This is a genomic window from Neisseria sp. HMSC31F04 (assembly GCF_001807735.1).
Lineage (GTDB): Bacteria > Pseudomonadota > Gammaproteobacteria > Burkholderiales > Neisseriaceae > Neisseria > Neisseria elongata.
Genome location: NZ_KV790823.1, coordinates 104249 through 127671 on the forward strand (window position 1 = coordinate 104249; position 23423 = coordinate 127671).

At 49.1% G+C, this 23423-nt stretch carries 25 protein-coding genes and 1 other RNA gene; 12 read left to right on the top strand and 14 right to left on the bottom strand.

Annotated features, from left to right (window positions below; genetic code table 11):
* Positions 1-129: 129 nt before the first annotated feature.
* Both HMPREF3107_RS09085 and HMPREF3107_RS09090 read right to left on the bottom strand, forming a co-directional pair.
* Positions 130-678 carry a gamma carbonic anhydrase family protein gene (locus tag HMPREF3107_RS09085; protein ID WP_070455030.1) on the bottom strand — a complete coding sequence of 183 codons (549 nt, stop codon included), beginning with the start codon at positions 676-678 and terminating at the stop codon, positions 130-132.
* Between the two features lie 105 nt (positions 679-783).
* Positions 784-1269 carry an Lrp/AsnC family transcriptional regulator gene (locus tag HMPREF3107_RS09090; protein ID WP_070455031.1) on the bottom strand — a complete coding sequence of 162 codons (486 nt, stop codon included), beginning with the start codon at positions 1267-1269 and terminating at the stop codon, positions 784-786.
* A gap of 428 nt (positions 1270-1697) precedes the next feature.
* On the opposite strand from HMPREF3107_RS09090, the gene efeU reads away from it, so the two are divergent.
* Genes efeU through HMPREF3107_RS11955 form a run of 3 tightly spaced genes read left to right on the top strand, consistent with a single transcriptional unit; the run spans position 1698 to position 3948 of the window.
* Entirely contained in the window at positions 1698-2516 is an 819-nt protein-coding gene (gene efeU, locus HMPREF3107_RS09095; protein ID WP_070455032.1) for an iron uptake transporter permease EfeU, read from the top strand.
* A 21-nt stretch (positions 2517-2537) separates the two neighbouring features.
* Positions 2538-3719: an iron uptake system protein EfeO gene (gene efeO / locus HMPREF3107_RS09100; protein WP_070455033.1), complete on the top strand. Its 1182-nt coding sequence runs from the start codon at positions 2538-2540 to the stop codon at positions 3717-3719.
* 46 nt (positions 3720-3765) lie between these two features.
* Positions 3766-3948 carry a hypothetical protein gene (locus tag HMPREF3107_RS11955; RefSeq protein ID WP_141742866.1) on the top strand — a complete coding sequence of 61 codons (183 nt, stop codon included), beginning with the start codon at positions 3766-3768 and terminating at the stop codon, positions 3946-3948.
* A 56-nt stretch (positions 3949-4004) separates the two neighbouring features.
* Here HMPREF3107_RS11955 and HMPREF3107_RS09105 read toward each other — a convergent pair whose 3' ends face one another.
* Complete coding sequence (locus HMPREF3107_RS09105) at positions 4005-4985, bottom strand: KpsF/GutQ family sugar-phosphate isomerase (protein WP_070455034.1); 981 nt, start codon at positions 4983-4985, stop codon at positions 4005-4007.
* Between the two features lie 74 nt (positions 4986-5059).
* Here HMPREF3107_RS09105 and tal point away from each other — a divergent pair, with 74 nt between their 5' ends.
* A complete protein-coding gene (gene tal / locus HMPREF3107_RS09110; protein WP_070455035.1) occupies positions 5060-6115 on the top strand; it encodes a transaldolase in 1056 nt (351 codons plus the stop codon).
* 288 nt (positions 6116-6403) lie between these two features.
* Here tal and rpsI read toward each other — a convergent pair whose 3' ends face one another.
* The 7 genes from rpsI to HMPREF3107_RS09145 all read right to left on the bottom strand — a co-directional run bounded on the left by rpsI (position 6404) and on the right by HMPREF3107_RS09145 (position 10811).
* The gene (gene rpsI / locus HMPREF3107_RS09115; RefSeq protein ID WP_003769457.1) at positions 6404-6796 is read right to left on the bottom strand and encodes a 30S ribosomal protein S9; all 393 of its coding nucleotides are present in this window, start codon (positions 6794-6796) and stop codon (positions 6404-6406) included.
* A 9-nt stretch (positions 6797-6805) separates the two neighbouring features.
* The gene (gene rplM, locus HMPREF3107_RS09120; protein WP_003769458.1) at positions 6806-7237 is read right to left on the bottom strand and encodes a 50S ribosomal protein L13; all 432 of its coding nucleotides are present in this window, start codon (positions 7235-7237) and stop codon (positions 6806-6808) included.
* Positions 7238-7422: 185 nt separating this feature from the next.
* Positions 7423-7602: non-coding RNA, 6S RNA (gene ssrS / locus HMPREF3107_RS09125), on the bottom strand.
* Between the two features lie 8 nt (positions 7603-7610).
* The gene (locus HMPREF3107_RS09130; RefSeq protein WP_049248624.1) at positions 7611-7913 is read right to left on the bottom strand and encodes a cell division protein ZapA; all 303 of its coding nucleotides are present in this window, start codon (positions 7911-7913) and stop codon (positions 7611-7613) included.
* Positions 7910-8257, bottom strand: coding sequence for a hypothetical protein (locus HMPREF3107_RS09135; protein ID WP_003769464.1), 348 nt, complete (start codon positions 8255-8257; stop codon positions 7910-7912). The genes HMPREF3107_RS09130 and HMPREF3107_RS09135 overlap by 4 nt, the downstream gene beginning before the upstream one ends.
* Before the next feature lie 49 nt (positions 8258-8306).
* Positions 8307-9296: an NAD(P)H-dependent glycerol-3-phosphate dehydrogenase gene (locus HMPREF3107_RS09140; RefSeq protein WP_070455036.1), complete on the bottom strand. Its 990-nt coding sequence runs from the start codon at positions 9294-9296 to the stop codon at positions 8307-8309.
* Positions 9297-9509: 213 nt separating this feature from the next.
* Complete coding sequence (locus HMPREF3107_RS09145; RefSeq protein ID WP_070455037.1) at positions 9510-10811, bottom strand: ATP-binding protein; 1302 nt, start codon at positions 10809-10811, stop codon at positions 9510-9512.
* A gap of 432 nt (positions 10812-11243) precedes the next feature.
* Here HMPREF3107_RS09145 and HMPREF3107_RS09150 point away from each other — a divergent pair, with 432 nt between their 5' ends.
* The 7 genes from HMPREF3107_RS09150 (at position 11244) to HMPREF3107_RS11600 (ending at position 18354) form a co-directional block, all read left to right on the top strand.
* Entirely contained in the window at positions 11244-12833 is a 1590-nt protein-coding gene (locus tag HMPREF3107_RS09150) for an inorganic phosphate transporter (protein WP_070455038.1), read from the top strand.
* Between the two features lie 132 nt (positions 12834-12965).
* Positions 12966-14645, top strand: coding sequence for a type IV-A pilus assembly ATPase PilB (gene pilB / locus HMPREF3107_RS09155; protein WP_070455039.1), 1680 nt, complete (start codon positions 12966-12968; stop codon positions 14643-14645).
* A 24-nt stretch (positions 14646-14669) separates the two neighbouring features.
* Positions 14670-15893 carry a type II secretion system F family protein gene (locus tag HMPREF3107_RS09160; protein WP_070455040.1) on the top strand — a complete coding sequence of 408 codons (1224 nt, stop codon included), beginning with the start codon at positions 14670-14672 and terminating at the stop codon, positions 15891-15893.
* Between the two features lie 7 nt (positions 15894-15900).
* On the top strand, positions 15901-16782 hold the full coding sequence (locus HMPREF3107_RS09165) for a prepilin peptidase (protein WP_070455041.1): 882 nt from the start codon (positions 15901-15903) through the stop codon (positions 16780-16782).
* On the top strand, positions 16782-17384 hold the full coding sequence (gene coaE / locus HMPREF3107_RS09170; protein ID WP_070455042.1) for a dephospho-CoA kinase: 603 nt from the start codon (positions 16782-16784) through the stop codon (positions 17382-17384). Before HMPREF3107_RS09165 ends, coaE begins: the two co-directional genes overlap by 1 nt.
* A 14-nt stretch (positions 17385-17398) precedes the next feature.
* The gene (gene zapD / locus HMPREF3107_RS09175) at positions 17399-18160 is read left to right on the top strand and encodes a cell division protein ZapD (protein WP_070455043.1); all 762 of its coding nucleotides are present in this window, start codon (positions 17399-17401) and stop codon (positions 18158-18160) included.
* Between the two features lie 11 nt (positions 18161-18171).
* Positions 18172-18354 carry a DNA gyrase inhibitor YacG gene (locus HMPREF3107_RS11600; RefSeq protein ID WP_246828623.1) on the top strand — a complete coding sequence of 61 codons (183 nt, stop codon included), beginning with the start codon at positions 18172-18174 and terminating at the stop codon, positions 18352-18354.
* A gap of 152 nt (positions 18355-18506) precedes the next feature.
* Here HMPREF3107_RS11600 and rpmE read toward each other — a convergent pair whose 3' ends face one another.
* The 4 genes from rpmE to HMPREF3107_RS09195 form a co-directional block, all read right to left on the bottom strand.
* A complete protein-coding gene (gene rpmE, locus HMPREF3107_RS09180; RefSeq protein WP_049248635.1) occupies positions 18507-18725 on the bottom strand; it encodes a 50S ribosomal protein L31 in 219 nt (72 codons plus the stop codon).
* Between the two features lie 134 nt (positions 18726-18859).
* Entirely contained in the window at positions 18860-19078 is a 219-nt protein-coding gene (locus HMPREF3107_RS09185) for a SlyX family protein (protein WP_003769492.1), read from the bottom strand.
* Positions 19079-20461 carry a Na+/H+ antiporter family protein gene (locus HMPREF3107_RS09190; protein ID WP_070455044.1) on the bottom strand — a complete coding sequence of 461 codons (1383 nt, stop codon included), beginning with the start codon at positions 20459-20461 and terminating at the stop codon, positions 19079-19081.
* Between the two features lie 293 nt (positions 20462-20754).
* Positions 20755-21729: a hypothetical protein gene (locus tag HMPREF3107_RS09195; protein WP_246828624.1), complete on the bottom strand. Its 975-nt coding sequence runs from the start codon at positions 21727-21729 to the stop codon at positions 20755-20757.
* 167 nt (positions 21730-21896) lie between these two features.
* On the opposite strand from HMPREF3107_RS09195, the gene HMPREF3107_RS09200 reads away from it, so the two are divergent.
* A complete protein-coding gene (locus tag HMPREF3107_RS09200) occupies positions 21897-23222 on the top strand; it encodes a M23 family metallopeptidase (RefSeq protein WP_070455045.1) in 1326 nt (441 codons plus the stop codon).
* The last annotated feature ends 201 nt before the right edge of the window (positions 23223-23423 follow it).

Below are 23423 nucleotides of genomic sequence, written 5' to 3' on the forward strand. Positions count from 1 at the left end.
TTTTCTGCGCGGGAATGGCGGCATCGTTATGTTTCATCGGCATGTACGGCGGTTGGTTGGGCTTCACGCTTTCCGTCATCCGATGAGGCGAGGCTTCGGTGCGGCACGGTTTTGCCGCAATATACAGCTTCAGTCTGCCGTGCCGCCGTCCGTTTCCCGATAGGCCTGTGCCGTGGCGGTGTAGTTGGCTGCTGATTGAACGAGGAAGGCGCGTTCCTGTGCCGTCAGTTCGCGCGCGGCTTTTACGGGGGAACCGGTGTAGAGGAAGCCTCCTTCCAGGCGTTTGCGCGGCGGCACCAGGCTGCCCGCGCCGATAATCACGTCGTCGCCGATAACCGCGTCGTCCAAGACGACCGCGCCCATGCCGATTAACACGCGGTTGCCTATGGTGCAGCCGTGCAGTACGGCGCGGTGGCCGACGGTAACGTCTTCGCCGACAATCAATGGCGAACCTTCGGGTTTGGCCGCCGTGCGGCCGCTGACGTGCAGCACGCTGCCGTCCTGTATGTTGGAGCGCGCGCCGATGCGGATGTGGTTGACGTCGCCGCGCACGACGGCGCACGGCCAGACGGATACGTCGTCCGCCAATACGACATCGCCGATGACGACGGCGGCGGCATCCAGGTAAACGCGTTTGCCCAGTTGCGGCAGGATGTGGCGGAAGGGGCGGAGGTTCATGGTTTGCTCCTGACGGGTTTTGTGTAAAAGGAGGCCGTCTGAAAACGCGGAAATGGGTTTGCCGTTTCGGTTGCGCTTTTCAGACGGCCTGTTTGTTTTGCCGCTTTATACCGTTGTTTGGAGGTGTCCCAACGGCAGGGCGGTGGTGTTTTTCAGTTCTTTGAGGACGAAGCTGGATTTCGCATCCTGCACGCCGGGGTGGGAGAGCAGGGTGTCGAGCACGAAATGGGAGAAGGCGTTCATATCGGGGAAGAAGGTATGCAGCAGGTAGTCGGTTTCGCCGGTGAGTGCGAAACAGCTTAACACTTCAGGCCAGGTTTGCACGGTTTGGGCGAAGCGGTCGCGCAATTCGCCCGATTTGTCGATGGATACGCGGATAAATGCTTGAAGGCCGAGTTTGATTTCCTGCGGCGAGAGCAGGGCGGCATATTGGCGGATGATGCCCGCGTCTTCGAGTTGTTTGAGTCGGCGCAGGCAGGGAGACGGCGAGAGTGCGACGCGTTCGGAAAGTTCGACGTTGGTCAGGCGGCCGTTGCTTTGCAATACCTGCAGGATTTTGAGGTCGGTTTTGTCCAATGTAATTTGTGCCATGCTATTTTCCTTTTTTTCTTCTGATAAACGGTTTGCAATGTTTCGCAACCTTAGTGTGCGGCAATATAAGGTAAATCCGCTTAACGCACAATAGCGTAAAAAAATTACTTCTTTAACATTAAATGTTTTTTCAGACGGCCTTTCGGGCATGAATGGAAACAATGGGATGGTTTTTCGGCAAGTGTAAAGAAATATGGCGGACGGGCGAATGTGGCCGTCTGAAACGGCAATGGGGAGGCTGCCATGCCTTCGGGCTGTCCGGCAGATGAGGGCGGCCGGGTGTTTGGGTCCGGATGAAATGAATGTCCGATCCTGCAAAATGAGGCCGTCTGAAGGTGTAAAACATATAGATATATTTGAAAACCGTTTGCATTTATATCCGTATCAGCGGATAATTTGCACAATTTAACTGAAAATACCTTAAAACCATGCTGATAGCTTTTTTAATTATGTTGCGCGAGGGCATAGAGGCCGCGCTGATTGTCGGCATCGTGGCCGGTTTTCTGAAACAGTCCGGGCATCATCATCTGATGAACAAAGTCTGGCTGGGCGTGATTTCCGCCGCGCTGCTGTGCGTGGGTATCGGCCTTGCCATCCATCGCCTTACCGGTGAAATCCCGCAAAAGGAGCAGGAATTCGTCGTCGGTGCAATCGGTTTGGTGGCAGTGGGCATGCTGACTTATATGGTGTTGTGGATGCAGAAGGCTGCCCGTTCGATGAAGCAGCATTTGCAAGATTCCGTCCAGGCCGCGCTCAATCAGGGCGGTTCGGGCTGGGCGTTGGTTTTGATGGCGTTTCTCGCCGTGGCGCGCGAAGGTTTGGAAAGCGTGTTTTTCCTGATTGCCGTGTTCGGCCAAAGCAGCGACCACAAAATGCCTTTGGGCGCGGTGGCCGGATTGGCGACGGCGGTGGTCATCGGCGTTTTGCTGTATCAGGGCGGCATCCGTTTGAATTTGGGCAAATTCTTCCGTTGGACGGGCGTGTTCCTGATTTTCGTCGCCGCCGGTTTGCTGTCGGGTTCGTTCCGCGCCCTGCATGAGGCAGGCGTGTGGAATATCGGCCAAACCATATTGTTCGACTGGTCTAAGGTTTTGCACGAAGACAGCCCGCTGGGCGTGCTGATGGGCGGTTTCTTCGGCTATACCGACCATCCCACGGTCAGCGACATCGCTTGGTATTTCGCCTATCTGCTGCCCGCTTTATTTTGGTTTTTACGCGGCAGCAAAGCCGTTTCACCTTCCCGTTAAATCCCCTAAAGGAAACCCGTTATGAAAATGAACCACATCGCTTTATCCGTCTTGCTGGCCATGAGCTTGGCCGCCTGTCAGCCGCCTGAGGCCGACAAACCCGCCGCCCCCGCTTCGGGCGACACCGCTTCGGCCGGCAAACCTGCCGCACCGAATGCCGACGGCAGCGTCAATATTGCCGTAAACGATTCGGCCTGCGAACCGATGGAATTGACCGTCCCCAGCGGCAAAACCACGTTCAACATCAAAAACAACAGCGGCCGCAAGCTGGAATGGGAAATTTTGGAAGGCGTGATGGTGGTGGACGAGCGTGAAAACATCGCTCCCGGCCTGTCTGACAAAATGACCGTTACCCTGCTGCCCGGCACTTATGAAATGACTTGCGGCCTGCTGACCAACCCGCGCGGCAAGCTGATTGTTACCGACAGCGGCTTCAAGGCCGAAGCGGCTCAGGCGGATATGGGCAAACTGGCGCAACCGTTGGCCGACTATAAGGTTTACGTTCAAGGCGAAGCCACCGCGCTGACCGAAAAAACCGAAAAATTCGTTGCTGCCGTGAAAGCGGGCAAAATCGAAGAGGCCAAAGCGATGTTTGCCGACGTGCGTACCCACTACGAACGCATCGAGCCGATTGCCGAATTGTTTAACGAACTCGACCCCGCCATCGATGCGCGCGAGGACGACTTCAAAGAACAGGCCAAAGACCCCAATTTCACCGGCTTCCACCGCATCGAATATGCTTTGTGGGTTGAGAAAAGCACGGACGGCGTGAAAGACATCGCCGACAAGCTGGAAAAAGACGTGAAAGCACTGAAGGCTGAAATCGATACGCTGAATTTCCCGCCGAGCAAAGTGGTCGGCGGTGCGGCCGTGTTGATTGAAGAAGTGGCCGGCTCGAAGATTACCGGCGAGGAAGACCGTTACAGCCACACCGATTTGAGCGATTTCCAAGCCAATATCGAAGGGGCGCAGAAAATCGTCGATTTGTTCCGCAATGTGATTGCTGAGAAAGACAAAGCCTTGTTGGATACCGTGGATGCCAACTTCAAACAAATCAACGAAATTCTGGCGAAATACAAAAAAGGCGACGGCTTTGAAAGCTATGACAAGTTGTCGGAAGACGACCGTAAGAAATTGCAGGCTCCGATTAACACGTTGGCTGAAGAGTTGGGCAAACTGCGTGGCACTTTGGGCTTGAATTAAGGCCGTCTGAAAACTTATTCCGATTTTGCGGGAATCCGGTTGCCTGATGGGAGTCGGATTCTTGTCCGAACTGGGTTTGTTTGAGTGGAATATAAGGCTGAGGCCGTCTGAAAATCGTTTTTCAGACGGCCTCTTTTTAGTGCGGATGAGCAAGTTTGATACAAGGTTGGAAAGCCGCAGGAATGCAGGCGCGGACGGTATGCAAGGCGATGTGTTTCCGCCGCTTTAATATCCGAAGGGATTGTTCCCCGGATGTTGTTGCGCGAGGTTATCCGCTGTAAACCGTTATAGGATGCGCGCCGCCAGCAGGTCGTGCATATTGAGTGCGCCGACGAGTATGTCGTCGCCTTCCACCACCAAAAGGCCGTTCACATGGTTTAGCTGCATTTCTTTCAGGGCTTCGGTGGCGAGACGGTCGGGGGCGATGCTTTTCGGGTTGGGGTGCATCACGTCGTTTACCGTCAGTCCGGCAAAGGTTTCGCATTTTTGGAACAGGCGGCGCAGGTCGCCGTCGGTCAGGATGCCTTTCAGACGGCCTCCTTGGTCGGTAATGGCCAGCATCCCCAGCCCTTTTTCGCTCATGATGACCACAGCGTCTTTCAGCGGTGTATCTTCGGTTACGGCGGGGGAGTTGTCGCCGCTGTGCATCAGGTCGACCACGCGCAACAGCAAACGCTTGCCCAGCCGTCCGGCGGGATGGCTGAGGGCGAAGTCTTCGCGGGTAAAGGAGCGTGCGCGAAGCAGGGCAACGGCGAGTGCGTCGCCCAAGGCCATGACGGCGGTGGTGCTGGAAGTGGGGGCGAGGCCGAGCGGGCAGGCTTCCTGCGAAACGGCGGCGGTCAGGTGGATGTCGGCATGCCGCGCCATGGTGGATTCGGGATGGGCGGTAATGCAGATTAGGCAGATGTTTTTGCGTTTTAATGCTGGCAGGATGGCGGAAATTTCGTCGCTTTCGCCCGAATTGGAAATGGCCAGTACGACATCGCCGTCCACAATCATGCCCAAATCGCCATGGGCGGCTTCGGCAGGATGGACGAAAAATGCCGGCGTGCCGGTGGAGGCCAGTGTGGCGGCGATTTTGTCGCCGACATGGCCGGATTTTCCGATACCCATGACCACCAGCCGCCCCGTGCAGGAAAGAATGGTGTCTACGGCGGCGGCGAATGTGCCGTTGAGGTCGTTTGAAATTTCCTTCAAGCCGTCGGCTTCGATTTGCAATACTTCCCTTGCCCATTCGATGTATTGTTCTGCGTCGTTTGTCTGCATGGTGTCTGCCTTGTTCAAATATGGTGTTTCGCGTAGGATGCGCTCCTTATTTATTTCGATATAAGGAAGCGGAAATGACTATTTTATCGGACGTTAAAGCCTTGGGCCAACAAATCTGGCTGGATAATTTATCCCGCTCGCTGGTGCAGGGCGGCGGATTGGCCGAATGGCTGGCAAAAGGCGTATGCGGGGTAACGTCGAATCCGGCTATTTTTCAGAAAGCTTTTGCCGGAGACCCTCTGTATGCCGCCGATGTGGCGGATTTGAAGCAGCAGGATTTGTCGCCGAAACAGCGTTATGAAACTTTGGCGATAGACGATGTGCAGGCTGCCTGCGATGTATGCCTGCCGACGTATGAGGCCGACGGCGGACGAAGCGGCTTCGTCAGCTTGGAGGTTTCACCTGAGTTGGCGCACGATGCCGAAGGCACGGTGGCCGAAGCCAGGCGGCTTCATCGGGCAATCGGCAGAAAAAACGCAATGATCAAAGTGCCGGCAACCGATGAGGGTTTGAAAGCATTGGAAGGTTTGGTGGCAGACGGCATCAGTGTCAATCTGACCCTGCTGTTTTCGCGCCAACAGACCTTGAAAGCCTATGAAGCTTATGTGCGCGGCATCCGTGCACGTTTGGCTGCAGGCGGCGCAGTGGCGGATATCCATGTGGTGGCCAGCTTTTTTATTTCGCGTATCGACAGTGCCTTGGATGCCGTGTTGCCCGAGCATCTGCGCGGTAAAACGGCGATTGCTTTGGCTAAAGCCGCTTATTTGGATTGGCAGCGGTTTTTTAACGGCGGCGATTTTTCCGGATTGTTGGAGCAGGGGGCAAACCGTGCCCAATTGCTGTGGGCTTCTACAGGCGTGAAAGATCCGGCTTATCCGGCCACATTGTATGTGGACAGCCTGATTGGCAGGGAAACGGTCAATACCGTGCCGGAAGCAACGTTGAAAGCCTTTATCGAGCAGGGTACGGCGCATTCGACTTTGTCCGAGCAAAGCGATGCCGCACTTGCGGTATTGGAGGAAGTTGCGGCGCTGGGTATAGATGTCGAAACATTGGCGGTGCGGTTGCAGCAAGACGGCTTGCAACAGTTTGAAGAGGCATTTGCCAAGCTTTTGGCACCGCTGGCATGATTTCTTATATTTTCAGACGGCCTGAGGCCGTCTGAAAATATTAAGCCTATGAAAGGGAGCGAAACGGTTTGCCTGTATCAATAGGATAAATCGACTGGTTTTTGCGTTAAACCGGCTAAGTGTCTTGGTGTGAATGTCTGATGGGGATAAAGGTAAGAAGTAAACTGTCTTTATGTTACAAATTTATTGATTTACCTTATTCCAATCATGCATTTCGGGATTTAAGTGCATCTGAAAATATGAAAATAAAAAAAACCCTGCGTTGGCAGGGTTTTTTGCAGAAACGGATTAACGTTTCGAGAATTGTTTTGCACGACGTGCTTTGCGCAAGCCCGGTTTTTTACGCTCAACTTCACGAGCATCGCGGGTAACGAAGCCGGCTTGAGACAATGCGGGTTTCAGGGCTGCATCGTAGTCAATCAGCGCACGGGTAATGCCGTGGCGGATAGCACCGGATTGGCCGGTTTCGCCGCCGCCGGTTACATTGACTTTAATGTCGAAAGATTCTGCATTTTCGGTCAAAACCAAGGGTTGGCGGACAACCATGCGGCTGGTTTCACGGGCGAAGAACTCGTCGACCGGACGGCCGTTTACAATGATTTGACCGCTGCCTTTTTGCAGGAATACTCGGGCAACCGAACTTTTGCGGCGGCCTGTGCCGTAGTAATATTTACCGTTCATGTCGCGTCCTTATTTCAATTCCAGAGCTTTGGGCTGCTGGGCGGCATGCTGGTGTTCTGCACCTGCATACACTTTCAGTTTTTTAATCATCGCATAACCCAAAGGGCCTTTGGGCAGCATACCTTTAACGGCTTTTTCCAGTGCGCGGCCGGGGAAGCGGTCTTGCATTTCGCGGAAGGTGCGCTCGTAGATGCCGCCGGGAAAGCCTGAGTGGCGATAGTATTTTTTGTCTTCGAATTTTGCACCGGTAACGCGCAGTTTGTCCGCATTGATCACGATGATGTAATCGCCGGTATCAACGTGCGGTGTATATTCGGGCTTGTGTTTGCCGCGCAGGCGGCTGGCGACTTCGGCTGCAACGCGACCCAGAACTTTATCTGTGGCATCGATTACAAACCATTCGCGCTTCACCTCGTGCGGTTTGGCTGAAAAGGTTTTCATAGGGTAATTCCAAAGGTATATAGAAAGCTGCCGATTTTAGAGCGTTCTCGTATGGATGTCAATCAAGGATAAGGTTTGTTGTGCGGCTGCGGCGGCTTGTGTGGTTTGCGCCGTAAAAACACCGCGCTTGTTTGGCAGGGGTAAATGTGAAGCGGTACCGAAATGGTCCGGTACCGCTTTTTGAGGGTTTCCCCGCCGGTGGCGTTTCGGCTCAATCCGCTTGAACCTTGTCAAACAAGGTGGCTGCCTCGGGCAGTTTCGGGTGCGTTCCTAAAGGAACGCTCGCGCCCACTGCACTCCCGACAACCTTAAGCGAACGTATTGGTTCAAAGGAATGTATGCCTTCACGGACACCGCAGGGAAAAAGGGAGGGTCAGGGAACTTTGGATAGTGCTTTTTCGCACACCCCAACCATGTCGGCTATTCTACGCTCAAATTCTCCGATTGCCAAACCATCTTTCATTGAGATTTTGAGTAGGTCGTGGACGACATTTAAGGCGGCCATGATGATGATTTTGTCGGTTTCGACAATACGACCGCCGTTTTGTATGGCTTCGATTTTTTGGTTCAGCATGTCTACGGCTTGGAGTAGTGTTGCTTTTTCGGAAGTCGGGGTTCCGATGCCGAAGGTTCGTCCCATGATGGATACGGAAACTTGTTCGGTTTGTTGTGTCATTTTTCAGTCTCCGGGGATGTTTCAGACGGCGTTTTGGTCGGCAGCCGGGCAAGCAGTCGGCGGATTTCGGCGGCACTTTCTTCCAATAGGGTGCGGTAGTGTCGGTTTTCTTCCGTCAGGATGTCGATTTTGCTTTGAAGGTCGTGTTTCAGTTTGTCTACTTGTACCAGCAGGGCTTCGCTTAATTCGTCTACGGCCGCCTGGTGCTGTTCGTCTTTGCGTTTTTGTTCGGCTTTGAGCCGGACGTTTTCCAGTTGGTGTCTGCGGCTTTCGCCCAACAGGGTTTCGAATTTTTGTACCAGTTGGTAGACGCGGGCTTCCAGTTTTTCCAAGGGTTGGGTCATGCGGTGCTCCGTGTAGGCCGTCTGAAACGCTTTCAGACGGCCTGGTGGGTTATTCCGATTTGGCTTCGCGCATCATCAGGCGTTCGGCGACATCTTTTGCGCTCAGTTCGTTGCGTACGAGTTCGTACAGGGTTTGGGTAATCGGCATGTTGATTTGGTGGCGGCAGGCGGTGTTGAATACTTCGTCTATGGTGGGTACGCCTTCGGCAACATGGCCGATTTCGGTCAGGACTTGGTGCAGGGGCTTGCCGGAAGCCAGGCCCAGGCCGACTTTTCGGTTGCGCGACAGTGCGCCGGTGCAGGTGAGGATGAGGTCGCCCATGCCGGCCAGTCCCATCATGGTTTTTTGTTGCGCGCCCAGTGCGACGGCCAGGCGGGTCATTTCGGCCAAGCCGCGCGTAACCAGTGCGGCGCGGGCGTTCAGGCCGTATTCGAGGCCGTCTGAAAGGCCGGTGGCGATGGCCATGACGTTTTTGACTGCGCCACCGACGGCTACGCCGATGATGTCGGTATTGGCGTACAGGCGCATGACGGGCGTGTTTAGTTTGCGCACCAGCCCGTTAATCCATTGCTCGTTTTCGGAGGCTAGGACAACGGCGCAAGGGAGTTGTTTGGCGAGTTCTTGTGCGAAGCTGGGGCCTGACAGGACGCCGATTTTGTCGTTGTCGGGCAGGACTTCTCGGACGACTTGGAATGTCAGCAGGCCGGTGTCGAGTTCGAAGCCTTTGCAGGCGGTGAGGATAGGCAGGTGGCCGTAACCGGCTTGTTTGATCAATTCGACACTGTCGCGTAGGCCGGCTACGGAGGTAACCATTAAAACCAGTTCGCTGCCTTCGAGGGCCTCGGTCAGTTCCGTGTGCGCGGTCAGGTTGTCGGGCAAGGGAAACCCCGGGAGGTAACGTTGGTTTTCCCGTTCGTTTTGCATAGAGGCCATTTGTTCGCGGTTGCGCGCCCAAATGGAAACCGGATGGCCATGGAGGGAGAAGTGGATGGCAAGGGCCGTTCCCCATGAGCCGGCGCCGATGACGGTAATTTTCATGTTGTGTTTTCCATGCTGAGCGGCCGGCTGTTCGGAGGTTTGTCCCGCCGTTTGTTGTCTGCGGGTTTCAGACGGCCTGATTGAAACAGGGCTGCATTATTGCATTTTGGCTGTTTTTTCTCAAATTCAGCGGTTTGTGCCGTTGTGTGCTTTCAGACGGCCTTATGTCGGGAGGCTGTTTGCCGTATGGCGTGCGTCTAGGGTGCGGTTGGTTTATTTTTGCAATGTTTGTTTGTCCAATTCCACTTGGGCAAGTAAGCCATGCCCTGTGTGCCGGTTGTCGGACAGTATCAGTTTCCCGCCGTAACGTTTGGCGATGGTGTCGGCAATGGACAGGCCGAGCCCTGTGCCTTGCTGTTCGCTGCCCAGTATGCGATAGAAGGGGTCGAGTACGCGCCGGCGTTCTTCCGGCGGAATGCCGGGTCCGTTGTCTTCAACCCAAAGGGTCAGGTGTGTGTCGTTGTCGTCAAAGCCAAGATCGATTTGGCCTGACGCCGGCGTGTAGCGGATTGCGTTGTCGGCCAGTGTTTTAATCAGGGTGTAAATTTCTGTTTCATTTGCATGAATTTCGCAGTTCCGTTCGACGGCGATACCGATGTCTTGTCCTTTGGCGGCGGCAAGGGGGTGGAGTTCTTCCAATATGCGTCGGAACAGTTGTTGCAGGTTGACGGCGGCGAGCGGACGTTTTGCGTCCGGCGATTGGGCGCGAGCCAATGATAAAAGCTGTTCGAGCAGGTGGCGTTGGCGGGCGATGCTGGTTTGGATTTGCCGGGCTTGTAGTTTGGCGTCATCTGCAAGGAGGAGTTGGTTTAAGCGTTCGACTTGCAGGGAAAGCGCGGTCATCGGGCTGCGCATTTCGTGTGCCGCATCGGCGATGAAGCGTTGTTGTTGGCGGATGTTGTCGTCCGTGCGTTTCAATAGGCGGTTGATGGCGGCAATAAAGCCGGTCATTTCGCTGGGGGCATCTGTGTCGTTCAGTGGGGAAAGGTCGTTTTCCTGTCGTACGGACAGGCTTTGCGACAGCCGTTTTACCGGCAACATGGTGCGTGAAACCACCCAAACGGTCAGCAAGATGGTTAGGGGAATGGATAAAAGGAGCGGGATAACGCTGTGAAAGGCTGCATTTTCAGCCAGGTCGGTGCGGTATTCGTTTTCTTGTATGACGGCGATTGGGCCGTGTGAACCGTGGTGCAGATAGATTCGGTAGTCGTCTCCGTCGTCCCGCAAATCGTGGAAGCCGTCGGACAAATCTGCAGGGATATTCAGACGGCCTTGTTTTCCGGGACGTTGGGTGAAGATGCGGGCATCGCTGTCTATATCGGTTTCATCTTCGTCTGAAGAGGAAAGTGCGGCTGTTTGACGTAAAAGATCGTCTTGTAATTCTTCCGTTTCGTGATAGGTCGTATAGAAGGAAAATCCGCCGGCTATCACGGCCAGCAGCAGGGAAACGGCAATGACGGCCAGGCTGATTCTGGCTTGTAGCGAGTTTTTGATGAGTCGGAAAGTACGGTTCATGCCAAATGTTGTGTGTGAGGTGAGGTTTGGAGTGTGGATTGTAACGGGTGAAAATTAGTAGAAAAATAGTTTTGTGTGCGTTCTAGGTGCAATTTTCTTGCGTAGGGTCAATGGTTGATTGTTATGATTTGAGAGTTTCAGTATACGGATGGTTGTAATGTGGCGAAATCGGTAAAAAGAAAATCATAGGAAAAAAACATTTAAATCAAGGAGAGGAGTGACGGCAGGCTTGGGTTTTTCGTAAATTCTCAGGGGGAATATTGCGGCGGTATCGAAAAAATGGCGGGATATTCGGCAAACTCTTCCGAGAATAGGGTATTAAATCTATAATGGCCGTCTGAAATTTGTATTTGGACGGTTGTTGCTTGGCAGTAAAAATGCCTGTGCTGCCTCCGATTAAATTAATTTGAATGATTTAAAGGAACTGTAATCATGGCTCAAACGAACGTTGCTTCGGGTCCCATGTACAAAACCAATTTTGCTTTTGCCGTCATGCTTATCGGTATGGTCGGCTATTTTATTTATTGGGGTCTCGGATATACCAACCACAATCATACGACGATGTTTTTGCTGGCTACGTTTTTCGGTGTGTTCATGGCATTCAATATCGGCGGAAACGATGTGGCCAATTCGTTTGGTACGTCGGTTGGCGCAGGTACTTTGACCATTCCCCAAGCTTTGATTGTGGCTGCCGTTTTTGAAGTCAGCGGTGCCGTGATTGCAGGGGGGGAGGTAACGGCAACCATACGTAACGGTATTGTGCAGATGGAAGCCTTGCCGATGGAGCCCATGCAGTTTGTTTATGTCATGTTGTCCGCACTGTTGGCGGCCGCTTTATGGCTATTGTTTGCCACGAAAAAAGGGTTGCCGGTATCCACTACGCACGCAATTATCGGCGGTATCGTCGGTAGTTCGATGATGTTGGGGTTTTTGCTGACAAACAACGGTGCAGGAACGTTAGCATTGGTGAAGTGGGGAAAAATAGGTGAGATTGCCTTTTCTTGGGTTTTATCGCCGGTTTTGGGCGGTTTGGTATCTTACTTGTTGTTTTATCAGGTAAAAAAGCACGTTTTGGATTATAACGACGATATTGAGCGTCAATTGAAAGAAATTAAAGCGGAGAAAAAAGCATATAAAGAGGAGCACCGTCTAAGGTTTGAAGCATTGCCGGAAGAGGAGCGGCTGGAGGCTGCTTCAGCTATGGCTAGGGATGCACAAATTTACGGTGAAATCGATTTTGACCCGAATGAATTAGAGTCCGCCTACTATAAGGGGCTGCATAATATTGATCAACGCAAAAATAATATCGATACATATAAAGCATTGCATTCATGGGTGCCTCTGATTTCGTCTCTTGGTGGGATGATGATTGCCTCTATGCTGATTTTTAAAGGATTGAAAAATCTGAATCTTGGAATGAGTGAGTTGGCGAGTTACCTGACCATACTTATGATTGGTGCCGGTATTTGGTTGGCAACCTTTATTTATGCGAAAACTTTAAAGCGCAAGGATTTGTCCAAATCAACTTTTTTAATGTTTTCATGGATGCAGGTGTTTACAGCGGCAGGGTTCGCATTTAGTCACGGCGCAAATGACATTGCGAATGCTATCGGGCCGTTTGCAGCCATTATGGATGTATTGCGGACAGATGAAATAGGTGTTTCCGCACCTGTGCCTCCGGTTGTTTTGCTGACGTTTGGTATCGCTTTGATTGTCGGTTTGTGGTTTATTGGTAAAGAAGTCATTGCAACTGTAGGGACAAATTTGGCGGAAATGCATCCTTCGTCAGGTTTTACGGCGGAATTGGCGGCAGCTTCCGTGGTTATGGCCGCCTCTCTATTGGGATTGCCTGTGTCCAGTACACATATCTTGGTTGGTGCGGTTTTAGGGATTGGTTTGGTAAATCGCAATGCAAATTGGAAAGCAATGAAGCCAATTGCGTTGGCATGGGTAATTACATTGCCGGCTGCTTCAGTTTTATCTATAGGTTGTTTTCTAATATTAAGGGCTATTTTTAGTTAATTCAGGAATGTATATTTTGAGATAAATTTTGTCAGATGCTGATGAAATATTTATAATAAGCGTAAAAGCTATTCCTGGGCAGTCTTTAAATAATTGTTTTGGAGTAGGGAAATTTTCATAGGTTAAATTTTTATGAGTATGGGATTATTAAGGGTTTTGGTTCAGAATAAAACCCTCAGCAGTGAACAAGCTGGACGCTATCAACAAGCATTGAAAGATAATAAAGATATTATTGCTATGTTGTTCGCTGACGGGATAACTAATCCCAAAGCATTGGCAGAATTGTTGGCTGGGATGTTCAATTACCCTGTTCTTGATTTGAATTACTATCCGCGTAGCAATATCGTTCAGGATGTTTTAAACGAGGAGCAAATGCAGGCTAATGCGTGTGTTCCTATATTTAAACGTGGGAATAAGATATTCCTTGCAGTATCAGATCCAACAAGAATTCAAGAATTCCAGAAAGTTGTATTTGCTTCAGGATTTCAAATAGATTTGGTAATTGTTCGCCATGACCAGTTAATGACGTTGGTTGAATGGCTTGGACAGAGGTCTACCACTATCTTGCGTGAGATGTCTCAGGATCAGTTGGATGTGGGGGCATCGCAATCATTATATATCGATAATGAAGAGGCCGAGGATGGGCCTATTGCGCGGTTTATTCATAAAACTCTATCTGATGCATTAAATGCGGGTGCTTCTGATATCCATTTTGAGTTTTATGAGCAGATGGCACGTGTGCGTTTCCGTGTGGATGGGCAATTGCGAGAAGTTGTGCAACCTCCTGTTGCAATACGTGGACAATTGGCATCACGTATTAAGGTGATGGCAAGGTTAGATATTTCTGAAAAACGAATTCCTCAAGATGGACGCATCCAAATTGCTTTTTCTAAACATGGTAGACCCACAGATTTTCGTGTGAGTACATTGCCAACGTTGTTTGGTGAAAAAGTTGTGATGCGTATTCTTAATTCGGATGCAGCATCATTGAATATTGATCAGCTTGGATTTGAAGATTTCCAAAAAGAATTATTATTGGAAACAATTCATCGACCGTATGGGATGGTCTTAGTAACTGGGCCTACAGGTTCTGGTAAAACTGTTTCGCTGTATACTTGTTTGAATATTCTAAATACTGAAGGGGTAAATATTTCTACGGCAGAAGATCCTGCAGAGATTAATTTACCTGGAATTAATCAGGTAAATGTAAATGACAAACAAGGGTTAACTTTTGCAGCTGCACTAAAATCGTTTCTGCGCCAAGATCCGGATATTATTATGGTTGGTGAGATTCGTGATTTGGAAACTGCAGATATTGCCATTAAAGCATCGCAGACTGGGCATATGGTGTTTTCTACATTGCATACCAATAATGCTCCTGCAACATTGTCTCGTATGTTGAATATGGGTGTTGCACCATTTAATATAGCCAGTTCCGTTAGTCTCATTATGGCGCAAAGGTTATTGCGTAGATTGTGTTCAAATTGTAAGGAACCAATGGAAAGGCCTCCTGAGCATGCCTTAAAAAAGGCAGGTTTTTCAGATGAAGATTTAGCTCAAGATTGGACAATGTATCGAGCGGTAGGTTGTGATACATGTAGGGGTAAAGGTTATAAGGGGCGTGCTGGTGTATATGAAGTAATGCCAATTACAGACGAAATGCAAAGAGTAATTATGGAAGGCGGGACAGAAGTAGATATTCAAAAAATGGCATATCAAGAGGGAATGGTAGATTTACGCCGAGCAGGTTTATTGAAGGTAATGAGCGGCATTACTTCGTTAGAGGAAGTATTAGCTCATACCAATGATTAATTTAGATACATATGGATTGGGAAAATGAAGATAAATAAAGCAAAAAATGAAAAAGGGCATCGTTTTACTTTTGAAGGAAAGCATACGCAAAGTGAACAGATTGTACGTGGTGAAGTAGTTGCAGCTAATGAGGATGAGGCAAAGAAAAAATTATTACGTCGAGGTATTAAACCTTCTCGTGTTGCTAAAGTGAAGGCAACACGTAAGAAACGTATTACCCAGGAAGATATTACTGTTTTTACACGTCAACTTGCTACAATGATGAAGGCTGGATTACCTTTAATGCAGGCTTTTGAGATTGTTGCCAGAGGGCATGTGAATCCTTCAATGACTCAATTATTAATGGCAGTACGTAGTGATGTAGAGCAAGGTAGCTCCATGGGAGCTGCGTTTGCTAAGCATCCGAAATATTTTGATAAGTTTTACTGTAATCTAATTTCTGCTGGTGAGGCTGGTGGTGTACTAGAGCATTTGTTGGATAAATTAGCAGTATATAAAGAAAAAACTCAGTCAATTAAGAAGAAAGTTAAATCAGCCCTAACTTATCCAATAGCAATTATTGTGGTTGCTATTGTATTGGTTATGGTGATGATGATGTACGTATTACCAGCATTTGGTAAGGTGTATGCAGATATGGGGGCGGAGTTGCCTCCGCTAACTCAAATAATGATGACTGCTTCGAATTTTTTTGTTAGTTATGGGTGGTTGGTAATTATTGGATTAATTGCTATGACCGTGGGTTTTGTTCATTTGGTAAAAACTTCACCTAAAGTTCAGAAGAAATTAGATGCATTGATGCTGAAAGCCCCTATTTTTGGCGATATTGTACGCAAGGCTACTATTGCCCGATGGGCGCGTACTACAGCTAGTTTGTTTGCTGCAGGTGTTCCTTTGGTAGAAGCATTAGATTCAGTGGCAGGGGCATCAGGTAATATTCTTTATGAGGAAGCCACAGTTTCGATTAAATCACAAGTGAATCAAGGTTTATCTTTAACATCTGGTATGCAGAGCACCGGTTTATTTCCTAATATGATTATACAAATGGCTTCGATTGGTGAGGAAGCTGGGTCACTGGATGATATGCTGAATAAAGCTGCTGAGTTTTATGAAGAAGAGGTTGATAATTCTGTTGCACAATTATCTTCATTAATGGAGCCAGTAATTATGGTGGTTCTGGGAAGTATTATTGGTGTCATTTTGGTTGCGATGTATCTTCCGCTGTTCAATTTAGGTAATGTAGTAGGCTAATTTTAATATGAATAATTTTTATTCATGGGTAAACGAAGCTTATGCTCCTTGGGTTGTTCAGTTAGCTGTTGTCTTTGGTTTATTAGTGGGCAGTTTTTTAAATGTAGTGATCTATCGTATTCCTGTTATGATGGAACGCGAATGGACTGTTTTCGCAAAGACACATCTAAATATTGCTTTAACTGATGACGAAAAAGAGCCATTTAGTTTAACTAAACCGGCATCACGATGTCCAAAATGTGGAAGTTCGGTAAAGCCTTGGCAGAATATACCCGTGCTGAGTTATATTTTATTGAAGGGTCAATGTCATAAATGCCACATCCATATCAGTTTGCGGTATCCATTGATTGAAATCTTGACTGCTTGTGTATTCGGCATTGTTGCAGTCTGTTATGGATGGTCTTGGATCACTTTAACGGGTTTTATATTTTCCGCAATTTTGATAGCCTTGACATTCATTGATGCAGATACTCAATATTTACCTGATGAACTTACCAATCCTTTAATTTGGTTGGGATTGTTGGCTAATTCTACAGGGAATGGATTGGTGGATTTGAAACAATCCCTTTTAGGAGCCGTATTTGGATATTTAAGTTTATGGTTGTTGAATAAAATACATAAAACGATTCGCGGCATAGATGGAATCGGTGGTGGAGATTTTAAATTGTTAGCAGCTTTAGGGGCTTGGTTGGGTAGTTTGGTATTACCTATAATAGTCCTTGTTGCGGCAATAATCGGCATCCTAGCTGCCGTAGTTATGAAAGTTGCGAAGAGTCGGCCTATCGCATTCGGTCCCAGCTTAGCTATTGCTGGATGGGTAGTGTTTATTGCCTATGATAAAGTGATTGCTGGGGTGAATTGGTGGTTGCACCAGTCAGGGTTTGCATAGTGACGATTTGGATTGGTTTAACCGGTGGGATCGGCAGCGGAAAATCACAGGCCGCTGCCGAATTTTCGTTTTTGGGTGTTCCTGTGCTGGATGCGGATGCGGTTAGCAGAGAATTGACGGGGGAGAATGGCAAGGCGTTGCCTTTGATACGGAAATGTTTTGGCGAGTCAGTTTTTATGGGGGCTCAGTTAAATCGTGCCGTGATGCGGCAATTGGTTTTTGCAGACAGTAGTGCAAAGCAGGATTTAGAAAATATGATGTTGCCTTTGATTATGGAAGAAATTCAGAATCGGCAATTGTTATATCAACAACAACCATATGGAGTCATTGAAATTCCTTTGCTGCAAGAAAAAAAGGAATTTCAGACACTTGTTCAGCATGTTTTACTGATAGATGCGGATGAATCAATCAGAATAAATCGTGTTATGGCTAGAAGCAATTTGTCAGAGTCAGAGGTTAGAAAAATTATTGCGGCACAGAGCGAGAATAGCTCAAGGTATTGGATGGCTAATGAGATTATCTTGAATAATGGAAACAAGGATGAATTGGCGCATAAGATAGGCCGTCTGAATCAGTATTATCAATCTTGTTTTAATGTTTAGAAACGGATATTGAGATGATTACTTTCGAACACCCTTTGTCTGAACGGGTTCGTAACTTTTTGCGGATTGAATATTTGTTTAAGCGTTTCCAAGATGAGATTGTATGCAGCGATTCTGTTTGGGCACATCATTTGGCGTTAGCCACATTATTTGACATCATGGAGTGTGCGGCCCGTGCCGAGTTGAAACTGGATATTCTGCAGGAATTGGAACGTCAAAAGCAAATGATGGCACAGAACCGTGATCGGCAATCCGCATTATTGTTGCAGGAAGATTTGAAGCAGGTTGCGCAAGGACTTTTGGGGATACAGCAAAAGTTCGGTCAGCATTTACGTGAAAATGAATGGTTGATGGCGATTAAACAGCGCATGCTTGTACCTGGAGGGACCAGCCCGTTTGATGTGCCGTCCTATTATTATTGGCAGCAGCGGCCTTTTGAGGAACGTAAGGCCGATTTGCAGAATTGGATTCGTACTTTAATGCCTACTTATGATGCCATTTCCGTATTGTTGAGCATTTTGCGAAAAAATTCGCGGGAAGTAAATTGCTTCGCGAAGCATGGTAATTATCAACATCCTAGTCTGGCGCAGAATATTCATATGTTGAGCATAGAAGTGGATGAAGCAGATAAGGCGATACCAGAAGTTTCTGCAAATAAGTATTTTACCCATATACGCTTTCTAGCCGTATCAGATGAGCGACTCAGAGGTTCTCAGCTTGATCAGGATATACGGTTTAAAATGATTATGAGCAGTTTTGATCCAGTGGTGGAGTGATGGAGGCCGATATGCGAAAAGTAAAATGTCCGCGTTGCGGCATAGTTTCAGAGTGGTCTTCAGCCAACCCGTATCGGCCTTTTTGCAGCAAACGTTGTAAAAATATTGATTTGGGTGCCTGGGCTGATGAGGACTATCGTGTAACGAGGATTGATCAGGAAGATTTTTTGTTGGAACTACAACAGGTTGAGTAAATTCCCTAGTGTTGGTAAATAAAATTCTGAATATATCTTTCTTGTTTTATTCATGCCGCTTCAGGTTTTATTATTGCCCCCAATTTTTTAGTTTAATCCAAAAATAAAAAAGACTGCCAATGCAGTCTTTTTTATTTTCTTTTTCAAAAAAATTAGCTACGTTTGAACATGTTGCCAAATTTTTGGTTAAATTTGTCTACGCGACCGGTTGTATCTACGATTTTTTGGGTTCCGGTGTAGAACGGGTGGCATTGTGAGCAAACCTCAATATTGAAGTTTTCTTTTTCCATTGAAGATTTGGTTACAAATTTGTTGCCGCAAGAGCAAGTAACATTAACTTCATGATAATCTGGATGAGTATTTTGTTTCATTTTAATTCCTTTGGTTGGCGGGCACAGGGGATGTGCCTGTGCTTCAAAATATCCCTTTCGGGAAGGCGGCGGATTATGGCCTAAATGGTTTGTTTTGGCAAGTTTTTTATCTTTTGCCCATTTGTTGTTTCCGGTTAGTAGTGCGGTGGGACTTCATCACGGAGGCTATACGGTTCTTGATTACCGTCTTGGTTTTTATCTTGAATTTTCCGATACAGCAACTTGAGTTGAGCTTGTTGCAAATCCAATGTTTGCCGCATTTGGGCAACAGTGTCGTTCAAGCTGTCAATCAGTTCGCCTTGTAAGGCCGTCTGAATTTCCAGTTCGGTAATGCGTTGCGTCAGTTCTTCCATTTACAGCACCATTGCGGCAATCCAGCCGGCAATAATCAGCGGGATATTGTAGTGGATAAAGGTGGGGATAACCGAGTCGCGGATATGGTCGTGTTGGCCATCGGCGTTCAGCCCCATGGTTGGACCCAAGGTCGAATCTGATGCGGGGGAGCCTGCATCACCCAATGCGCCGGCAGTACCGACAATGGCTACGGTTGCCAATGGTGAAAAGCCGAGACTGATGCACAGCGGTACATAAATCGCCGTAATAATCGGCAGGGTGGAAAAGGAAGAGCCGATGCCCATTGTGACCAGCAGGCCGACCAATAGCATGACGAATGCCGCCATGCCTTTGTTGCCGCCGAACATTGCCATGCTGTTTTCCACCAAAGGCTGGATATCGCCGGTTGCTTTCATAACCGCTGCAAATCCTTGGGCGGCAATCATAATAAAACCGACCATCGCCATCATTTTAATGCCCTCGCCAAACACATCGTTGGCGGCATTCCGATTGATGACGCCGAGCATCATGAATACCGCGAAACCAACCATTGCCCCTAAAACCAGCGCGTCTTGATACATCAATTGTATGGCGAAGCAGACGGCAATCGCTATTGCCGCGACCATGCTGCGGTAGGCGGAAGGCTGCGGCTGTTCGGCCGCTTTTTGATGATCGACCGTATCGATATCATTGGTTTGATAAAGACGCGGTTTGCGATAATGAATCAAAGCCAGCAGCAAACCTGCCACCATGCCCAAAGCGGGGATGGCCATTGCTTGCATGACATTGATGTCTTTCACCTCCATGCCCGACGTGCGGATATTGCCCAACAGGATTTCGTTGAGGAAAATTGCGCCGAATCCGTAAGGTAGGAACATATAGGTGGTCACCAGGCCGAAGGTAATGACGCAGGCAATCAGCCTACGATCGATTTTCAGGCGGTTAAATACCAGCAGCAACGGCGGCACAATCATCGGAATAAAGGCGATATGGATGGGGACGACGTTTTGGCTCATGACACCCATGACCAAGATGATGGACAACAACAGCCATTTGACCGCTTTTTCCCCGGTTTGAGAGTTTTGTCCTTGATTCAGGCGGCGGACAATCGAGCCGGCCAATTGTTGCGGTAGGCCGGAGTGGGTGATTGCCATTGCGAAAGCCCCCAGCATCGCATACGACAACGCGATTTGCGCCCCGCCTTTCAAGCCTTCGTTAAAAGCGGAAATAATGCCGGTTTGAGTCACTTCTCCCGACATGTCCGTTACATTTTCCAACGGCATTCCTGCCACCAGTCCGCCGACAAACGCGCCGATTGCCAAGCTCAACACTACATGTATGCGCGATAGTGACAATGCCAACATGACGATTACGGCGATTACGACAGCATTGGGCGTCCCCATTATGCTTAATAACATCTTTTACTCCTCATTGCCGAATGGTTTGACGATGCGCCAAGCGGTTTCAGACGGCCTAATTGTTAACATTTTCAAATATTAACATAAGTATACAAAAACACCAAGCATCAGGCCGTCTGAAAACCCGGCTGCAATAAAGATTGAAAAGCAACTTCAGTTTTTTCTTGCACTGAAACGATTGAAACTTCATTGAAGCGCGTTTTCAGACGGCCTCTTTGTGACGGATTGCCGTATAGGGGTGTCGAGAATTGGGTCATTCCCTTGTGTGGCGCGGTGTATTAACGCAAAGTGCCGGTAAAGACTTTTTTCCGTTTCCAAAATGCCCGTTCGGCTTTGGTTCTAATATTCAGAACGCCGCCGTGTTCGCCGTCTGTGGTCAGCGTCAGGTTTTTCAGACGGCCTTTTTGCAGGGCGAGGCGGATGGGGGTGAAAAAACGGACATCCCAATCGGCCAGCAGTTGGCGATACGATTCTTCATCATCCGCCGCCACGGACACGGTCAAATCGTCCAGGAAAATCAGGCCGTCTGAAATCTGTTGGCCGCATTCCTCCAGCATGGCTTCGAATGCCGCCCAGTCGTAGGGCGCGGCATCGTGCGGCAGGTCGGGGCGGAGCAGCCAACTGCTGTCCGTAGCGGTAAAGCCTGCTTCGGCTTGCCCGTCCGAACGCCCCGGCCACAGCCATACGCCGTTTACCGGCATCGGACGTGCGGAATTGAGCGGATGGGCGTGCAGCCACATTTGGATTTCAGTTTGCTTGGACAGCCAATCCGGTGCGGCAAGCCGTTCCATCCGCTCCATCCCGTCAGCCTGCCCGAGCATATCCAGAACCGACGGAACTTGCCAGTCAGGCTGTTTGGGTAAGGTCAGCAGCCATAAGTCGGGTTTGAACGGGTAAAACCGCCAACCGTCCTCACAAAAAAAATCATTCAATCCCGCACACCACTGCGCCGCCTCTTGCACCGTTACCGACAAGGCGCGACCGGATGCGAGGTGCGCCTGATTCATGCCCATTTGCTGACAGACGGGTGCGGCCAGCAGGGCGGGTGTGTCTGCGGACAGCCCCAGTTCGGCCAATATCGAAATTTCCGGCTTGCCCCGCCAAAGATGGCGTGCATAAAAAACAGATGTTTCAGCGGGCAATGAAGTAAAGTGTCCGAAACGCAGCAGTGCGTTAAGGCCGGGCGTATCGAACGGTATAGGTCTTTCAGACGGCCTGTTCAATGAAGGGATGGCAAGGGTCAGATTCATCATGGTTCGGCATTGTTCGGATTAGCGTTATTTTACGCGCTTTTTCCGCATAATGAGGATTTATATGAGGATTTATAGTATACTGAAACGTTTGAAGATAAATGAAAATCTGTTTGTAAGGCTTTGTGCCTGATGGCGAATCAGGCCGTCTGAAACGGAAAAATGAAGCAATGAAAAAGATTTTTTCCCATCGTTTTTTGCAGCGTAAAACCATCCGCTGGTTGCTGCTGGGTATACTGCTGCCTGTATCGGGTGCAATGACGGCTTATGCCGTAACTTCTCCGCCCAGGCAAGACGAATTGTTTAAAACCGAAGTCGTTGTGAAGGAGCTGCCGCCGATTCAAGTGTTCGATGTCGAAAATAGGGCGGGATATTGGTTGGAAGAAGCGGCTCAAGAAGGTGATACGCTGTATACCATGCTGTCGCGCTACGGCTTGAGCGATACGGATATTGCCAATGCCCTGAAAGGCGATGGCGAAGACGGCGGTATCGACAAGAAATTACAACGGCTTCGTTCGGGGCAAACTATCAGTGTTTTAATGGACGGCAGCAACCGGCCGGCTGCCATCCAGTTTTTCAACGATGACGATAATGGCGAAAAAAATCTGATTGCCATCGGAAAAATCAAAGGAGAGTGGCAGGCGAGCGCATCGGAAATCGAGATGAAAACCCTGCCGACACTCAAATCCGTCGTTGTCCGCACCTCTGCCAAGGGTTCGTTGGCGCAAGCAGGCGTAGGCATCGAATTGCGTGAATCGCTGCGCGATATTTTCAGCGAACAATTCAATTTGGACGATTTGAAAGAGGGCGATCAAATACGCCTGCTGTACAACAGCATGTATTTTCGTGGACAGGAAATGGCGGCAGGCGATATTCTGGCGGTGGAAATTGTAAAAGGCGGCAAAACCTATCAGGCTTACTACTACGACAAAGGCGATGAAGGCGGCAGCTATTACGATTATGACGGCGAGCCGTTGAAGTCCGACAGTCTGAACGGCTTTGCCTTTATGCCGCTGCAAAACTATACACGCATTTCCTCACCCTACGGCATCCGTGTCCATCCCGTGCTGCATACCGTTAAAATGCACACAGGCATAGACTATGCCGCCCCGCCCGGCACACCCGTTTATGCGCCGGCCGACGGTACGCTTACCTTCAAAGGTTGGAAAGGCGGCTACGGATATACTGTAATGCTGATGCACAGCAACGGAGTGGAAACGCTATATGGCCATTTAAGTGCTTTCTCTCCCTCAAAAGGCCATGTGAAGGCGGGTGAAGTCATCGGCTTTGTCGGTTCCACCGGCCGCTCCACCGGTCCGCACCTGCATTATGAAGCACGGATTAATGGCCAGCATGTCAACCCGACCACAGTGGCATTGCCGACCCCGAAAATGGAAAAAATCCATCTGACTTCTTTCCTGCGGCAACGGCAGAAAGCCGAAGACACAATGGCAGTCATTCATGATTTGCCGGTTACGGTGGCGCAGCTTTATTGATTGGATTTTTGTAGTTACGAAGGCCGTCTGAAAATCACGAATCAAGGGTTTAATCTCCTTGAAACAGTGTTTTCAGACGGCCTTCTCAATATTTGTATGAAGCATCGTAGCAACTTGAGATCATATAAATTGCTCTATGATGATAAATTCTAAGAGGCTGTCCTAATTATCTAGGGCAGCCCCTCACTTTAAGATATATAG

Excerpts from the sequence above, each read along its gene's own strand:
- HMPREF3107_RS09085 (WP_070455030.1), bottom strand. The coding sequence starts at position 678 with ATGAACCTCCGCCCCTTCCGCCACATCCTGCCGCAACTGGGCAAACGC.
- HMPREF3107_RS09090 (WP_070455031.1), bottom strand. The coding sequence starts at position 1,269 with ATGGCACAAATTACATTGGACAAAACCGACCTCAAAATCCTGCAGGTA.
- efeU (WP_070455032.1), top strand. The coding sequence starts at position 1,698 with ATGCTGATAGCTTTTTTAATTATGTTGCGCGAGGGCATAGAGGCCGCG.
- efeO (WP_070455033.1), top strand. The coding sequence starts at position 2,538 with ATGAAAATGAACCACATCGCTTTATCCGTCTTGCTGGCCATGAGCTTG.
- HMPREF3107_RS11955 (WP_141742866.1), top strand. The coding sequence starts at position 3,766 with ATGGGAGTCGGATTCTTGTCCGAACTGGGTTTGTTTGAGTGGAATATA.
- HMPREF3107_RS09105 (WP_070455034.1), bottom strand. The coding sequence starts at position 4,985 with ATGCAGACAAACGACGCAGAACAATACATCGAATGGGCAAGGGAAGTA.
- tal (WP_070455035.1), top strand. The coding sequence starts at position 5,060 with ATGACTATTTTATCGGACGTTAAAGCCTTGGGCCAACAAATCTGGCTG.
- rpsI (WP_003769457.1), bottom strand. The coding sequence starts at position 6,796 with ATGAACGGTAAATATTACTACGGCACAGGCCGCCGCAAAAGTTCGGTT.
- rplM (WP_003769458.1), bottom strand. The coding sequence starts at position 7,237 with ATGAAAACCTTTTCAGCCAAACCGCACGAGGTGAAGCGCGAATGGTTT.
- HMPREF3107_RS09130 (WP_049248624.1), bottom strand. The coding sequence starts at position 7,913 with ATGACACAACAAACCGAACAAGTTTCCGTATCCATCATGGGACGAACC.
- HMPREF3107_RS09135 (WP_003769464.1), bottom strand. The coding sequence starts at position 8,257 with ATGACCCAACCCTTGGAAAAACTGGAAGCCCGCGTCTACCAACTGGTA.
- HMPREF3107_RS09140 (WP_070455036.1), bottom strand. The coding sequence starts at position 9,296 with ATGAAAATTACCGTCATCGGCGCCGGCTCATGGGGAACGGCCCTTGCC.
- HMPREF3107_RS09145 (WP_070455037.1), bottom strand. The coding sequence starts at position 10,811 with ATGAACCGTACTTTCCGACTCATCAAAAACTCGCTACAAGCCAGAATC.
- HMPREF3107_RS09150 (WP_070455038.1), top strand. The coding sequence starts at position 11,244 with ATGGCTCAAACGAACGTTGCTTCGGGTCCCATGTACAAAACCAATTTT.
- pilB (WP_070455039.1), top strand. The coding sequence starts at position 12,966 with ATGAGTATGGGATTATTAAGGGTTTTGGTTCAGAATAAAACCCTCAGC.
- HMPREF3107_RS09160 (WP_070455040.1), top strand. The coding sequence starts at position 14,670 with ATGAAGATAAATAAAGCAAAAAATGAAAAAGGGCATCGTTTTACTTTT.
- HMPREF3107_RS09165 (WP_070455041.1), top strand. The coding sequence starts at position 15,901 with ATGAATAATTTTTATTCATGGGTAAACGAAGCTTATGCTCCTTGGGTT.
- zapD (WP_070455043.1), top strand. The coding sequence starts at position 17,399 with ATGATTACTTTCGAACACCCTTTGTCTGAACGGGTTCGTAACTTTTTG.
- HMPREF3107_RS11600 (WP_246828623.1), top strand. The coding sequence starts at position 18,172 with ATGCGAAAAGTAAAATGTCCGCGTTGCGGCATAGTTTCAGAGTGGTCT.
- rpmE (WP_049248635.1), bottom strand. The coding sequence starts at position 18,725 with ATGAAACAAAATACTCATCCAGATTATCATGAAGTTAATGTTACTTGC.
- HMPREF3107_RS09185 (WP_003769492.1), bottom strand. The coding sequence starts at position 19,078 with ATGGAAGAACTGACGCAACGCATTACCGAACTGGAAATTCAGACGGCC.
- HMPREF3107_RS09190 (WP_070455044.1), bottom strand. The coding sequence starts at position 20,461 with ATGGGGACGCCCAATGCTGTCGTAATCGCCGTAATCGTCATGTTGGCA.
- HMPREF3107_RS09195 (WP_246828624.1), bottom strand. The coding sequence starts at position 21,729 with ATGATGAATCTGACCCTTGCCATCCCTTCATTGAACAGGCCGTCTGAA.
- HMPREF3107_RS09200 (WP_070455045.1), top strand. The coding sequence starts at position 21,897 with ATGAAAAAGATTTTTTCCCATCGTTTTTTGCAGCGTAAAACCATCCGC.